This window comes from Bacillus sp. C-3-6 (assembly GCF_054509685.1).
In genome coordinates, this window is record NZ_CM137247.1 from 2,268,862 (window position 1) to 2,283,106 (window position 14,245).

Annotated in this window: 15 protein-coding genes; 12 read left to right on the plus strand and 3 right to left on the minus strand. The window is 31.6% G+C overall.

Features of this window, described 5'->3' with window-relative positions; translation table 11 throughout:
- Positions 1 to 145: 145 nt before the first annotated feature.
- Positions 146 to 1,831 (minus strand): alpha-keto acid decarboxylase family protein, encoded by a 1,686-nt coding sequence (locus tag ACW0JX_RS11715; RefSeq protein ID WP_459245688.1) that lies wholly within the window; start codon positions 1,829 to 1,831, stop codon positions 146 to 148.
- 107 nt (positions 1,832 to 1,938) lie between these two features.
- Between ACW0JX_RS11715 and ACW0JX_RS11720 the strand changes: the two genes are divergently transcribed.
- From ACW0JX_RS11720 to spoIISB, 5 genes are all read left to right on the plus strand, one after another.
- Positions 1,939 to 2,421 (plus strand): MarR family winged helix-turn-helix transcriptional regulator, encoded by a 483-nt coding sequence (locus ACW0JX_RS11720; protein WP_053564493.1) that lies wholly within the window; start codon positions 1,939 to 1,941, stop codon positions 2,419 to 2,421.
- Between the two features lie 166 nt (positions 2,422 to 2,587).
- Positions 2,588 to 3,325 carry a 2,3-diphosphoglycerate-dependent phosphoglycerate mutase gene (gene gpmA, locus ACW0JX_RS11725; RefSeq protein ID WP_053564492.1) on the plus strand — a complete coding sequence of 246 codons (738 nt, stop codon included), beginning with the start codon at positions 2,588 to 2,590 and terminating at the stop codon, positions 3,323 to 3,325.
- A gap of 238 nt (positions 3,326 to 3,563) precedes the next feature.
- Positions 3,564 to 4,301 (plus strand): type II toxin-antitoxin system SpoIISA family toxin, encoded by a 738-nt coding sequence (locus ACW0JX_RS11730; protein ID WP_000624975.1) that lies wholly within the window; start codon positions 3,564 to 3,566, stop codon positions 4,299 to 4,301.
- 112 nt (positions 4,302 to 4,413) lie between these two features.
- Positions 4,414 to 4,542 carry a hypothetical protein gene (locus ACW0JX_RS11735; protein ID WP_000237819.1) on the plus strand — a complete coding sequence of 43 codons (129 nt, stop codon included), beginning with the start codon at positions 4,414 to 4,416 and terminating at the stop codon, positions 4,540 to 4,542.
- A gap of 72 nt (positions 4,543 to 4,614) precedes the next feature.
- On the plus strand, positions 4,615 to 4,791 hold the full coding sequence (spoIISB, locus tag ACW0JX_RS11740; RefSeq protein WP_000852629.1) for a stage II sporulation protein SB: 177 nt from the start codon (positions 4,615 to 4,617) through the stop codon (positions 4,789 to 4,791).
- A 15-nt stretch (positions 4,792 to 4,806) separates the two neighbouring features.
- Here spoIISB and ACW0JX_RS11745 read toward each other — a convergent pair whose 3' ends face one another.
- Complete coding sequence (locus ACW0JX_RS11745; RefSeq protein ID WP_454429959.1) at positions 4,807 to 5,196, minus strand: YxeA family protein; 390 nt, start codon at positions 5,194 to 5,196, stop codon at positions 4,807 to 4,809.
- A gap of 211 nt (positions 5,197 to 5,407) precedes the next feature.
- Here ACW0JX_RS11745 and pepD point away from each other — a divergent pair, with 211 nt between their 5' ends.
- The 4 genes from pepD (at position 5,408) to ACW0JX_RS11765 (ending at position 10,046) form a co-directional block, all read left to right on the plus strand.
- Positions 5,408 to 6,877: a beta-Ala-His dipeptidase gene (gene pepD, locus ACW0JX_RS11750; protein WP_459245689.1), complete on the plus strand. Its 1,470-nt coding sequence runs from the start codon at positions 5,408 to 5,410 to the stop codon at positions 6,875 to 6,877.
- A gap of 245 nt (positions 6,878 to 7,122) precedes the next feature.
- Positions 7,123 to 7,932: a papain-like cysteine protease family protein gene (locus ACW0JX_RS11755; protein ID WP_459245690.1), complete on the plus strand. Its 810-nt coding sequence runs from the start codon at positions 7,123 to 7,125 to the stop codon at positions 7,930 to 7,932.
- Positions 7,933 to 7,957: 25 nt separating this feature from the next.
- Positions 7,958 to 8,560, plus strand: a complete 603-nt coding sequence (locus ACW0JX_RS11760; RefSeq protein ID WP_071729953.1) for a hypothetical protein — start codon at positions 7,958 to 7,960, stop codon at positions 8,558 to 8,560.
- Between the two features lie 304 nt (positions 8,561 to 8,864).
- Complete coding sequence (locus ACW0JX_RS11765) at positions 8,865 to 10,046, plus strand: agmatine deiminase family protein (protein ID WP_459245691.1); 1,182 nt, start codon at positions 8,865 to 8,867, stop codon at positions 10,044 to 10,046.
- Between the two features lie 481 nt (positions 10,047 to 10,527).
- Here the strand turns inward: ACW0JX_RS11765 and ACW0JX_RS11770 are convergent, their stop codons facing one another.
- The gene (locus tag ACW0JX_RS11770; protein WP_000827555.1) at positions 10,528 to 10,779 is read right to left on the minus strand and encodes a response regulator transcription factor; all 252 of its coding nucleotides are present in this window, start codon (positions 10,777 to 10,779) and stop codon (positions 10,528 to 10,530) included.
- A gap of 379 nt (positions 10,780 to 11,158) precedes the next feature.
- Here ACW0JX_RS11770 and ACW0JX_RS11775 point away from each other — a divergent pair, with 379 nt between their 5' ends.
- From ACW0JX_RS11775 to ACW0JX_RS11785, 3 genes are all read left to right on the plus strand, one after another.
- Positions 11,159 to 12,037 carry a helix-turn-helix domain-containing protein gene (locus ACW0JX_RS11775; RefSeq protein WP_459245692.1) on the plus strand — a complete coding sequence of 293 codons (879 nt, stop codon included), beginning with the start codon at positions 11,159 to 11,161 and terminating at the stop codon, positions 12,035 to 12,037.
- Positions 12,038 to 12,177: 140 nt separating this feature from the next.
- Positions 12,178 to 12,456 (plus strand): AbrB/MazE/SpoVT family DNA-binding domain-containing protein, encoded by a 279-nt coding sequence (locus ACW0JX_RS11780; RefSeq protein WP_048656312.1) that lies wholly within the window; start codon positions 12,178 to 12,180, stop codon positions 12,454 to 12,456.
- A gap of 526 nt (positions 12,457 to 12,982) precedes the next feature.
- On the plus strand, positions 12,983 to 14,233 hold the full coding sequence (locus ACW0JX_RS11785) for a hypothetical protein (RefSeq protein ID WP_459245693.1): 1,251 nt from the start codon (positions 12,983 to 12,985) through the stop codon (positions 14,231 to 14,233).
- The last annotated feature ends 12 nt before the right edge of the window (positions 14,234 to 14,245 follow it).

Genomic DNA, 14,245 nt, shown 5'->3' on the forward strand with positions numbered 1-14,245 from the left:
GTCATACGGGGCGTTAGTCGAAGAATGCTCTTAAAATAGAAAAGGATGGTGCTTTCCATCCTTTTCCTTATGTATTTTGAGTGTCGAAACTATTCTCAAAACAAGTTTTACACTACCAATTGTATAATTAGGTTATGCTTTTATATTAAGAATTTTGCTGACCGAATCTTTTCCCGAGTTTAGCTAACAATTCAGGTTGATCGCTTTGGCTCATTATAACTTCAATAAAGATAAGTTGATTCTTATAAAAAGTTATATTTGTTAAGACTTCTGCTAATTCTGCTTCATTTTCTACTTTAAATGTTAGACTTTTTTCTTCTGACCCAAATACCATTGATAGTTTATTGTAATCCCACATTTGTATATCATTATAAGGTTGATTTTGGCCGTGAATGGCACGTTCAACAGTGTATCCGTTGTTATTGATTAAAAATATAATCGGTTTTAAATTTTGACGTAGTATAGTTGATAACTCTTGGGCAGTTACTTGGAAAGAACCATCACCAATAATTAAAATGTTGCGCCGTGCTAAATTGGCGAGCTGTGTACCAAGTAGAGCGGGCAATGTATATCCGATAGATCCCCATAACGGTTGTCCTACATATGCAGTGTTTTTAGGTAGAGGGATAGCAGCACTACCAAAGAAAGGTGTTCCTTGTTCTACAATTAAGATGTCGTTTTCTTGTAAGAAATGGTACATTTGCTGCCAAAAACGTTTTTGTGTGACCATTTGTGCTTTTGGATTGAACTCTTCAGTAAAAGGTGATGGTGCTGAAATAAATGGCTTAATTTCAAGAGTATCTTTATTACGATGCGCAATTGAATCACTTAAATGTTGTAAAACATCCTGCATTACAACTGGACCGTATTTTTTATCTATAATTTTCACAGTGTAGGGATGGATTTCTATAACTTGTTCTTTTGTAAAACCTTGTGTGAAGCCGCCTGTAATAGTATCAGTTAACTTCACACCAATACTAATAATACAATCAGATTCATCAATTCTTTTTCTCAAGTACGGAGAACTTACATCACCAGTATAAATCCCTATAAATTGAGGGTGTTTTTCTGGGAATATTCCTTTTCCCATACTTAACGTCGCGATGGGAAACCCAGTTTTTTCTACAAATTGATGTAAATTTTCTTTAGCGTGAAATCGATCTACTTCAAAATCAGCTAAAATTACAGGTTTTTTGGCGTTATTTATTATTGAAGTGGCATGTAGTAGCATTTTATCCAACGCTTCTTTATTACTTAAAATCGGTTTATATAAAATTGGTTCTGTAGGTTTATTAATTGGTTTATTATATACATCAATCGGCAAATTAATATGAACCGGGCGTTTTTCATTCCAACATGCGCGTAAAACACGGTCAATTTCCTCAGCAGCAGGCTCAGGTTTTACATTTGTTTGTGCCACAGTGATTTCTCGATACATATTGGAAAAGTGATCGAACTTTCCATCTCCTAACGTATGATGGACGATTGCTCCATTTTCCATTACTTTTGTTGGTGGCGTACCCGTGATTTTTATAACTGGCACGTTTTCCGCATATGAGCCAGCAATACCGTTAATAGCGCTTAATTCTCCAACTCCGAAAGTAGTAATAAGAGCAGCGATTCCTTTTATGCGAGCGTACCCATCTGCTGCATATGCAGCATTTAATTCGTTACAATTGCCAATCCACTTTAAATTTTCATGTGCTACCACATCATCTAAAAAGGCAAGATTATAATCACCAGGAACCCCAAATATATGTTCAATTCCTAATTCATGTAGTCTATCCAATAAATATGTACTTACAGTATATTGTTTTTTCAAATGAATCATCTCCTAATTATGCAATGAATGTTTCAATAGACTAAATAAGTTCTAATGCGTTGATTAAAATATTCATTACTAGATTGTGGTATAATTTACATACAGGGGGAAAGTAGATGACACAACATAAAGAAGAACAGATGAATGAGGCATTAGCATTATTTTATTTTGCATATAAAACATTTACTGAAAAGCCAGATGAAATTATAAAAGAATATGGCATTCAACGAGTACATCATCGAATTTTATTTTTTATCGCACGTTTTCCAGGGATAAGTGTAAATGAGTTATTATCACTATTAGAAATAAGTAAACAAGCTCTCCACGGACCGCTACGTCAACTTGTGGAAAAGGGCTTAATTGAGAGTAATGAAGCTATGCATGATCGACGTGTGAAACAGTTGTCTTTAACAGAAAAAGGTACAGATTTAGAGAAAAAACTGAGTGATGTACAAAGACAACAAATGGGTGCTATTTTTTCAAAATTTGGTGAATCATATGAGGACAATTGGCACCAAGTTATGAATGAAATGGCAAATAGCCGATCAGGTTTTGATGCTTGGATAACGAAACGTGAACTACCAGTCGATCAAAAATAATGAAAAAACTTCTGTTTTTATCGTTTGAAAAAGAACAAATTTTATCCATACATTTGGCAACTATGATTTGGTCATAGAGTGAATGGATAAAAAGATACATTACTAGATACTTTATACGTGTACGCAATGGAACAATAAAATTCACATTTCCGAAAGGGGAATTATAATGATAAAACTTGTACTTATTCGTCACGGACAAAGCTTATGGAATCTTGAAAATCGCTTTACTGGATGGACAGATGTTGATCTATCAGAGAATGGATTAAGTGAAGCGAGAGAAGCAGGAGCAATATTAAAGAAAAACGGATATACTTTTGATGTGGCTTATACATCTGTATTAAAACGCGCAATTCGGACGTTATGGATTGTACTTCATGAGATGGATCTTACTTGGGTCCCAATACATAAATCTTGGAAGCTAAATGAAAGACATTATGGTGCATTGCAAGGGCTGAATAAAGATGAAACTGCACAAAAATATGGTGAGGAGCAAGTTCATATTTGGAGAAGAAGTGTTGATGTAAGACCACCGGCTCTTACTGAAGACGATCCTCGATATGAAGCGAATGATCCAAGATATAAAACACTCAAAAAAGGTGAATTTCCATTAACTGAATGTTTAGAGGATACGGAGAAGAGAGTACTTACTTATTGGCATTCAGAAATTGCGCCGACATTAAAAAGTGGTAATAAAGTAATTATTTCATCACACGGTAACACAATTCGCTCGCTAGTAAAATATTTAGACAACCTTTCAAGTGATGGTGTAGTTTCATTAAATATTCCCACTAGCATTCCGCTTGTTTATGAATTAGACGAAAACTTACGTCCGATTCGTCATTATTATTTAAGTATGGATGGAGAAGTACCTGAAGGGGAAATTCCGAAACATATTTCTTTTTAATACGAAAATTTGAAATGAATGCTTGTCTACATATACAATATAGACTCATGGTAAAGTGAAATTTTAATCAGTGGGGGTCTTACTGCCCACAAATAACAGGATAAAAGACGTGGTACTTTCTAATATATATGCGATGTAGCTAATTTTAGAAGCTTGTCCACGTCTTTTGTCATAAAGAGAGCAGCTTGCGCATGTAATGATATCGTGAGTAGTTTTTGAATGGAGGGTGATGTGATTAATGATCTCTAACATTCGAATTGGCTTATTTGTTTTAGCGATTGTCTTTGTAGTCCTTGTTTTCTTTTATTGGAAAAATGAGGAGTTGTACGAGGAGAAAAAGCAACGTATTAGAAAGACTTGGTATGGTTTGTTTATCATATCTGTCACCGTGTATTTCATGATAAAAGGAATTGATTTAACCCTCTGGAAAAATCTTTTAATGTTTACTGCAATGGCTATTTTTGTTGATATTGCGTTCATTTTAACACCTAATATTTCTGAAATATGGGGTGCGAAATTTAGCGATATTGGCAAGACAGTTCAATCAATAAAACGATCATTAATTGCATCTAAAGCGAGAGGAGAAATATACACGACAATTATTCAAAATGTTAATCCAGCAGTATTCGGTACGATGGAATGGCATACGGAAGAGGAATATACAAAGAGCTTAAATGCATTTTTAGATTCATATGGGGAAAAGATTGGCGCGAAAATTGTTGTTTTTGAAGCCGCGAAAGAGTTAAATACAAACTTTCGTGGTATTCGCTCGCAATTTAGTATTATCGTTCCGTTAGAACATATCGAGCAATTGAATGAGCAGAAAGCGGTGCAAGTAGAAAATGTCGGGATTATACCAGCAAAAATAGTAAGTGACGTTTTCATTGTTATTGATGGAAAGAAAAATAACCTGCAAGATCGGGATTTTGAAAATGTATATAATTTAACAATACATCATAGTTATTTTAGTAAATAAGGACAGAATCTTTTTCTGTCCTTTTCTTCTATACATAATTTAAAAACAAAATCCAACAAAGTTGAATAAAATTGGACAATCATTCCTACACTAGCATGTAGAGGTGATTGTAGTGGTAAAAGATTATGACAATGATTTTTTTAAAGAAGGTAACGAAGATACAACAGATTTCTCTTTAATAAAAGGGGATACGTTGCAGCAAGTAGAAGAATTAGAAGAAGAATTAAAAAGAAAATCATAAGTGTACACTCTTTCTACATTTGCTATATAATATAAATAAAAGGTTGTATCTTTTTGAAAAGGGGGAGAAGAGATGGCTGAAGTCAATGTACAAAAGTCTTCGTTTTTTAAAGAAAAAAAAGAAGAATCAAATACAGATTTCTCTCTTGTGAAAGGTGCATTAACGGAGAATATAAATCGGTTAGAGAAACTGATGAATAATAGTAGTTCAAAATATATACAGGTGAAAAGAACAAAAGAAAATGCATAGAGCATTTTCTTTTTTTTATTTAATAGTAAACTTTTCTCTTATTTTTTCAGGAAAATCTGCTTTCTGAATCTCTTCATAGGACTTTACTTCAATTGATGATATTTCATTTTTATTATTATCATCTTGATCTACATAAAGGCGTAAAAACGCGTCTTCATTTAATTTATGATCGTTTTCTTTTTTTGTACTTCTAAATGTAATTTGTTTTTTGACGCCATCTTCATCATATGCGGGCAGCGTATAGTTTCGTAAGTTTCTACCATCTACCTTTTCGATAGTTCCTTCGCCTTTTATCTGCATGTAATATACATCTTTACCAATTCTATTTAGTGACGCTCTCTCACAGCCAATAGTAAAACTAGAAAATAATAAACATAGTGTAATAATTGCTAAAAACTTTTTCATTTTCTTTATCTCCTTTAATGTGTTTCTTTAACAAGTATACGGCTATTATTAAATGAGAAAAATTGATATAGATTACAATGCCCTTAAAATGTTGTAAGAGTGTTGTACATAAAATGAACAATAAAAGTTAAAAGAAAGGTAAAATAATGAATCATGGTATAATGATAAAAGACTTACATACTATTTTTTCATTTTGAAAGGAGCTTGAAAAATGTATTCTACTTTAGAACAATTAACAAAGCACCCTGTATTTTATCATTTTGCAGAAATTTCAAAGATTCCTAGAGGATCAGGTAATGAAAAGGAAATTAGTGATTATTTAGTGGGCTTTGCAAAAGAGCGTAACTTAGAAGTCATTCAAGATGAAGCATTAAATGTCATTATTAAAAAAGAAGCAACAGCTGGTTATGAAAATGTACCAGCTATTATTATTCAAGGTCATATGGATATGGTTTGCGAAAAAAATCAAGCAACAGTACATGATTTTGAAAAAGATCCAATTGAATTAAGAATCATTGGGGATATGTTATATGCAAATCAAACAACTTTAGGTGCTGATAATGGTATTGCAGTTGCGTATGCATTAGCTTTATTAGATTCAAAAGAAATTACGCATCCAGCGCTTGAAGTCGTTATCACTACTGAAGAAGAAACGACAATGGGCGGGGCTTTTGCTATTGATCCAAATCATTTTGAAGGAAAGATATTTATAAATATTGATTCTGAAGAAGATCATAAATTACTTGTAAGTAGTGCAGGTGGTGCGAAAGCTGTTGAAACAATTCCCGTAATTTGGGATGAAACGCCAGCGGATATGGATGCATACCGTCTATATGTTGGTGGTCTAAAAGGCGGACATTCTGGTATGGAAATTGATAAACAACGCGGTAATGCGAACAAAGTATTAGGACGAGTATTACGTGATTTATCGGCACATACGGAGTTTAACATAAGTGAAGTTCACGGCGGATTAAAAACGAATGCAATTCCGCGTGAAAGTGTAGCTACACTTTTAATTCGTACAGAAGATGTAGGACAAGTAGAAGAAAAACTAGAATCATGGACACGTGTATTACAAGAAGAAATGCGTGCTGTTGATCCAGATGTTCATGTTACACTGACAAAATTGGATGAAAAAGTTGAAAAAGTATTTGCTAAAGAGACACAAAAGCAGCTTATTTCATCATTATTCTTAATTCCAAATGGCATTCAAAGTATGAGCATGGATATTAAAGGTCTTGTAGAAAGCTCAACAAATTTAGGCGTTATTGAAACGTTGCAAGATGAAATTAAATTACGTAACGAAGTGCGAAGTTCTGTAAGTAGTTTAAAACAACATGTTGCAGAAGAAATCAAATATATTGCTGAATTAGTTGGTGCTACATTTGAAATAGAGTCAGAGTATCCAGAATGGCCATACAATCCAAACTCACAAATTCGTAATTTATTTGAAAAAGTGCATCAAGAAAAATACAATAAAGAAATTGAAATCTTCGCTGTGCATGCGGGGATTGAGTGTAGCGCATTCGTTCAAAAAATGCCTGAATTAGATGCAATTTCATTCGGACCAGACATTTTTAACGTCCACACTCCAGATGAACATATCAGTATCTCTTCTGTAGTGAATAACTGGGGATTCTTCATTGATGTAATGAAGGGTACAAAAGAATTAGCTAAGTAATAACGACGAAATAAAAAGGAGCCTATAAAAATTTATAGGCTCCTTTTTTGTATTGGAATTTATCCTGCTATTTGCAGAGCAGCCCGATTGGTTTAACTAACAATCAGTGGGGGATGAATAAAACCACTACTGATCAAAGTTTCACTTTATGAGAAGTCATTTTTCGTTAGTATGTAATATTAAGCTTGAACAATTAATAAGGATGAATTGTTGATGTTTTTTAGTACTGATGGAGGGGTGGAGAAATGAAGGGAAGAAAGCATTTTATTGTTTGTATGTTTTTATTGTTCTTCACATTTAATTTTATTGGTGTTCAGAAAATAATAGCAGAAGAAGTTGAATTTACAGGAACAACAGCTCCATTGAATGTAAATGTTAGAGAGGCAAAAAGTTTGAATGCAAATATTGTAGATGTGATTCCCGGAAATACAACAGTATCTTTTAAAGGATGGGAGTATGGTGAAGCGGTTAAAGATTACTGGACAGGAAATTTAGATAATCGTTGGTTTTATTATTTTAAAGATGGAAAAAAAGTATATGTAACGTCAGCGTATATTAATGGAAATCCTCCAAATACATCAATAGATCGTAAATTATCTGTACCTAACATATTACAAGAAAGATCAAATTGGTGTTGGGCAGGCACTTCGGTTTCAGTTTTAAATTATTTTGGGAAAACTCCTTCACAAGATCAGTACGTTAGGTATGTTAAGGGTGGATCATATAATAATCCTGCAACTTCACGTGAAATACAATATGGATTATCAGGATATGGTGTTAGCTCAGCTATAAGTTCTGGAGCAAAATCATATGATTGGTTCAAAAGTCAAATTAATAGTAATCAGCCGATGATTGCACTCATTATGTGGCAAAATGGAGCTAACATCGGACACTTTCTAGTACTTGATGGATTTTATAAAGGGACAAATGGAACAGATTATATAACGTACATGGACCCTTGGTATGGTGATCATTATAATCATAATTTCAGTACGTTCCATAACAATAATAATTTTTGGTGGAGTGAAACTGTTTATAATATCCATGCAAACTAATAATATTAAAAGCGGGGGTTCATAAATGGGAAAACTACTTAAGCTTGTGATACCGTGTATGTGCTTAATGACCGTTATTATTTTCGCTAGTAAAATTAGTTATGCATCAAAAAATAAAAGTGAATCGGTACAATCGATCGCATTAAAAGATTATCAATATAGTAAGGGAAGTTCTTCTGAAAATTTAAGCTTTGAAAAAATAACAACATCTCCATTTTCATTACCAATCTATGAAACAATTCCAGCACAGCAAATTTTAAATAGCTCTGAATTTAAGCATTTACTATTACCAACAAATGAAAAGTTGTGGTTTATTATGAAGGGTGAGCAGCCAGAAGGACTAATTGTTGCGAATGATATTGAACCGATTCGAACGGGCGGAGAAAATAGAAGTAAAGATTTATATGGATTATATACAGCAATAAAGAATAATACAAATGAAACAAAAGATATTAGTTATTTCGAATTTGAAGGACAAGGAATATTGGTAGTAAATCAAAATAATGATCAAGAAATATACCTTAGTAAAGGTGCCGCTGCCATATTAAAACTTCCTGCTGGTCAAAAAGTATTGAGCAGTGAAGTATTACAGAAAATGAAAGAGAGAATTGTAACTGCTTTTGAATAGTTAAATATAAACTGAATAAACAAATTAATAAATAAATGAATATGTATTTAATATGAAATTTCATGTACTGTATTATTTTTGAAAATAATACAGTACATAGTATAAAAAGAATAACAAAAGAAAAGAGTGTAAGATTTTATGAAAAAATGATGATTATAGTAGAAATAGTTGATTCTTACTTGTTTTGTATAAAGTTCGATTCAAATTACACTTCACATTTAAAATATTTAAATAATTCAAACGGAAAAGCTTGACCTTCACACTATGTAAAGGTTTACAGTAAGACAGAAAAGGAGGTTAAGAAATGAAAAAAATAACGAATTTGTGTATGAGTGTTATACTAACCACATCTATTTTCAGTGGTTATGCTCTAGGGAAGGGGATTGAGAAAGTTCAGGCGAAGGAAATTGAAAAAACGCAAAGAAAAGATATGAAGAAAGTAGAGGTGCGAAAACAAGTAGGAAAGTATACAATGCCAGATGAAAAAAACAAACATGAAGGAACATGGCTACAATGGCCTCATGAATTTACATATGGGCAAAAATATCAGCAAGAAGTAGAGCCAATTTGGATTCAAATGACAAATGCTTTAAGTAAAGGCGAAAAAGTTCATATTGTTGCATATGATCAAGAAGAAAAAGAAAGAATTACTGAGGTTTTAATAGATCACGGGGTAAATATGGGGAAAATTGATTTCTTTATCGCACCTACTGACGATGTATGGGCGAGAGATACTGGACCAATTTTTGTTTATGATAATAACAAAAATCTAAAGATATTAGACCCAGGATTTAACGGATGGGGAAAGAAAACACCATATAAGAAAGATGCTCGTCTTCGTGAGAATCTTAGTAAACAGTTAGGAATTGAAAGAATTGATTGGAATAAATTTGTTCTTGAAGGTGGCGCATTTGAATTAGATGGTAATGGAACTGCTTTACTAACTAGAAGTGCTGTGACGAATAAAAATAGAAATGCAAAATTGTCAGAAAAAGATATTGAAAAATATATTAGTGACCTTGGGGTAACAAATTTTATTTGGTTAGATGGAGTACCTAACTTAGATATTACTGATTTTCATATTGACGGATTTGCAAAATTCCACGATAAATCTACTATTATAACATTAAACAAAAAAGATTTAGCTGAATGGGGAACGTCTGATAAAGATATTAACAAGTTGTTGCAGGCAAAAGATGCTGAGGGGAATAAGTACAAGTATGTATATCTGCCGCTAAGCAAGAATAATGTTACATTAGAAAATGGGAAGCAGCTTGATTATAAAGGTTCATATATTAATTATTATATAGCGAATCAAGTTATCTTAGTTCCTAACTATAATGATCCTAATGATAAAATAGCAAATGAGATGATTCAAAAACTTTATCCTGATCGTAAAGTTGTGGGGATTGATGTAAGAGAGCTTTATAAAAATGGTGGTATGATCCATTGTATTACTCAACAACAACCAATTAATTTAAAATAATATATTTATAGTGTTCAGTGGAGTTTTCTATTTCTTATGAAAACCTGTTTATCTATAGGATAGGTAAAGATGCGATGGCATTTTTACCTATTTTATTGTAATTTTTATGAGTTAAGTATACCTTTCCTATAAACTGAAGAGACCCACCCTTTTTGAAAAGAGCTTAATCAAAATGGATGGACTTTCTACATTAAAAGCTATACTTGCTGTTGCAGTAGAAACATTGTCTAAAGGTATGTTATTACTTTTTAAAAGTCGTTCGAATGCCTTCAATAAAACATCCAAAGAGTCCTCTATTATTGGGATTTTAAAAGTTTCTGGTACAATCATTCTTACTAAAATATCTAAATACAATCTATATTTTTTCTTTTAGCAATCCATACATGCCCATCACCTTCAAAATACAGAATTACCTTAAATAATAAAAGTTCAGCGGCTTTTCTGTTTTTATTTGTAACTGAAACACATTATAATTGGCCAATTATTGTGCAACCTTTTCGAATAAATGATTTTCTTTATTTGAAAATAAGGGTGCATCTATAAAACCATAATGATAAACTAAAATACCTAATTCCACTCTAGAATTAATATGCCATTTTTCTTTAATATGATTAATTATCGTTGAAATTCTTCGAGGGGTAACATATATTTTTTTTGAAATTTCTACATCTGTAAATCCTTTTGCTACATAAATAGCCACTTCTAACTCTCTTTCGGTCAACATTCTTTTCATAAAATACGCTCCTTCGAAATTATTTATATAAAAATCAAAAGAAACTATTAAAAGAAATAAAGGTGAAAAATCATATTTAGTTCTTTTAATTTCGCTATTTGCGGGCAGTAAGATTCCCACCTCAAAATTTAGCTGTGGCAAAGAAATCGGACTCCCTGAAAAAGCCTGCCTGGAGTGGACTAATAATCAGTGATGATGAATAAAACTCCCATTGATTATTAGTGAATCTTATTGTAATAATTTCTCGTATTGTGATTCAAGTTTGCAAAAAAACTATAAATCCATATAAATAGTAATTGTAACTATACTAATTTTACATTACATTAAAAGTTGGAAAATATTCTTATACTCATAAAGTGTTACATTTGAGGGGGGAAAGATGGAATTCTACAATCTTGGTATTATTATTAAAGAACTTAGAAAGAAAAAAAATATGTCACAATCTGAATTATGTCATGGCATATGTTCACAAAGCCAAATTAGTAAGATAGAAAAAGGTATTATTTATCCATCTAGTATATTGTTGTATCAATTATCTGAAAGACTTGGTATTGATCCAAATTATATATTTGCGCTAACGAAAAACAAAAAAATAAAATATATTGAAAATGTAAAATGTGTAATGAGAGATTGTGTGAAACAAAAAGAATATAATGAGCTTTACGAAATAGTGAAAAAAGAGAAAAACGAAAATAATTTCCAATCAAAAGAAGATAAACAATTTCTATTATGGCATGAAGCGATTGCTATATATTATGTAAATGGAGCAACAATTAATGCTTTTGACATTTTAAATAGAGCACTAAAACAAACCTTAAGTAGTAGTAACTTTTTATCAGAAAAAGAAATAAGCATAATGAATTCAATTGCTATAATACATGCAGAAAATAAAGAGTATGAGAAAAGTATAAATATATTAAAACAAAGTTTAATTAATTTTAATAAGATAGAATTTCCTAGAGAAAAGGAAATCAAATTAAGGCTCATTCATACGTTAACAAAATGTTTACACCTTGCAAATCAATATGAAGAAGCAATAAAGTATAGTGAAATAGGCATAAAATTAGCTATAAATATGAATACTTTATACTTATTAGGTGAATTATGCTTTGAAAAAGGTGCAATTTTATTAAAAGTTCAGCACTCTAATGAAGTTGGTTTAACATACATAAAAAAGGCATTATTTATATTTGAATTAACAGAAAGAAAACAATATATAAAAATGATCAAGGATAAATATATTAAAAATCAAGAATAAACAAGAAATAATTCTAACATAAGTTATTCCTTATTGGTATTTATTTCTAAAAAAAGTACTGTAATACGAACTATTCCTAATTGTTATTTATTGCTAAAATAAGTACCGTAATATTAGATAAAAATAAAGGGTGGCATTTTATGAAAACAAGAGGGATTACTCGTAAAGCAGATAGCATGGGGCGTATTGTTATTCCAATGGAAATAAGACGGAGTTTAGGAATTGTAGAAAAAGATTCTCTTGAAATGTTTATAGAAGAGGACCAGATTATTTTACGAAAATATCAATCACCAAGAGCTTGTGTACTTACAGGGGATATTTCAGACAGCAATATTTCGTTAGCGAATGGGAAGATTATTGTAAGTCCAAACGGGATGGAACTGTTAATAAAGAAGTTACAGCAATATCTTTTAAAATAAAAGGTAAGTAAGAAATTTAAAATAGAATATACTTGGAAAAAGGTCCTCTATCACCATTTAGGGGACCTTTTTATTGTTATCAATAAAATTGAGAGGCCGTAGTTGGTTCAATGAAATACGAATTACCTTATAAATAGTCTGACTATTTTTTATAAAAAAACTATTCATTTACATTTTTTGGTTTCGTGTTATATTTTTAGTGTCAATATATTTATCTTGAAAATTCTGATTTTAAACTCAGGAAAAATTTAGAAAATGAAATACTCTTACTTGAATTGAAAATCATATAAACATAGTTTGAAAGTAAAGTATGAAAATGAATCAGATTTTCAAATTAAATTTGCCAATTTAACGGAGATTCGTGGGGGAAATGTGACTAAGAAGAAATCTCTTATACTCCACGTTTTTTATCTGTAAATTGGTAGTTCTAATAGCTTTGAAGAAAAGCAAAGGAGCAAAAAAAGAAGTAGGTAGTTCATTTAATAGAAGATATGGTGTGAAAAAATAAAACAACGGAGGTTTTATAATGAATAAAGGAATACTGCAGATTACAGAAATTGAAGAAATTAGCATTCCTAATGTATTGAAGGATAAAATGAAGAATCTGATAGAAGATGAATTGAAAACTCATAATCCTTATACTTGTGATCAAGAAATAGCAGCATATTTTTCAAAAGAGTGGCTTAATTGTTTGATTGACTATTCAAAGGAAAATCCGAATTCAGATATGAAAAACCTACTACATATGATAAAAATAGCGAATTGTGGCGGGAACGTACCACCTATTCTTATTAAAAATACTCCATGTGATCCTATGGAAACCCTATTACCTGCGGAGAATCGCAAAGGTTTTAATTATGGCGAAGACGAACACGATAGAATGAAAAAATATTTTTATGCAGAATGGGTCACATGGCTTTTTGCCACACTTTTTAATTATGATGCTTTAATTCACCCATCCGAACATGCAGGGAAAAATAGATTTCACCTCATTTCCCCTTTGAACAACGATGAAGTTTTGCGAAATGTCGGTGCAAGCACCGGTGGCGGGAACTTTTATCAACATAACGATGCCACAGTGTTTACAGAAATGAAAGACCAATCAGATATTGAAGCAAGATTGAAAACATTCAATACGAATTTAGAAATTGTATCAAATAGACTTAATAAATCCGTGGAACGAATAGTGTCTGAAATTACTTGTGGAAAATTTACTAGAGTTGATGCTCTTTTATTAAAAGGAGTGTTAAATTTAAAAACTCAAACTCATATTGGAACGCCAAAATTACTTCAAAAGCATCTTGAAGAAAATCACTTCAGTAAAGATGATATATTGGCGATAAGTAAAATGCCTATTGCTCATATCGCTGGAATGGCGGATGGTGAAATATCTGGATTTGTAGGGGAAATAAACCAAATCATATTTTTGGATGATAATGGCGATATTATTGCAACTTGTTTGAATGGAGCAGAAAATAGATTGATTTATGTGGGAGAAAGTGAAGAAGAAAAATTGAAATTTGACATGTTTTTAGAACTCTTACGAACAACGCCTACTTATAAGGTTCCACTTACATCTGAAGATTTATTAATTATCCCAAATTCATACTATGGTAAACAAACAAATGTAACTCATGGTAGGGAAAGGTTATCTGAGGAAGAATATAAAATCCCGATTGGAGATAATAAGTACGGAAGAAGAATTGTTTGCAGGCAGTACGTTTCCAGCCGATTACGTGATCAGAAAGAAAGTTACTTTACAGATATCATTAACTAGTTTAAAGAGAGG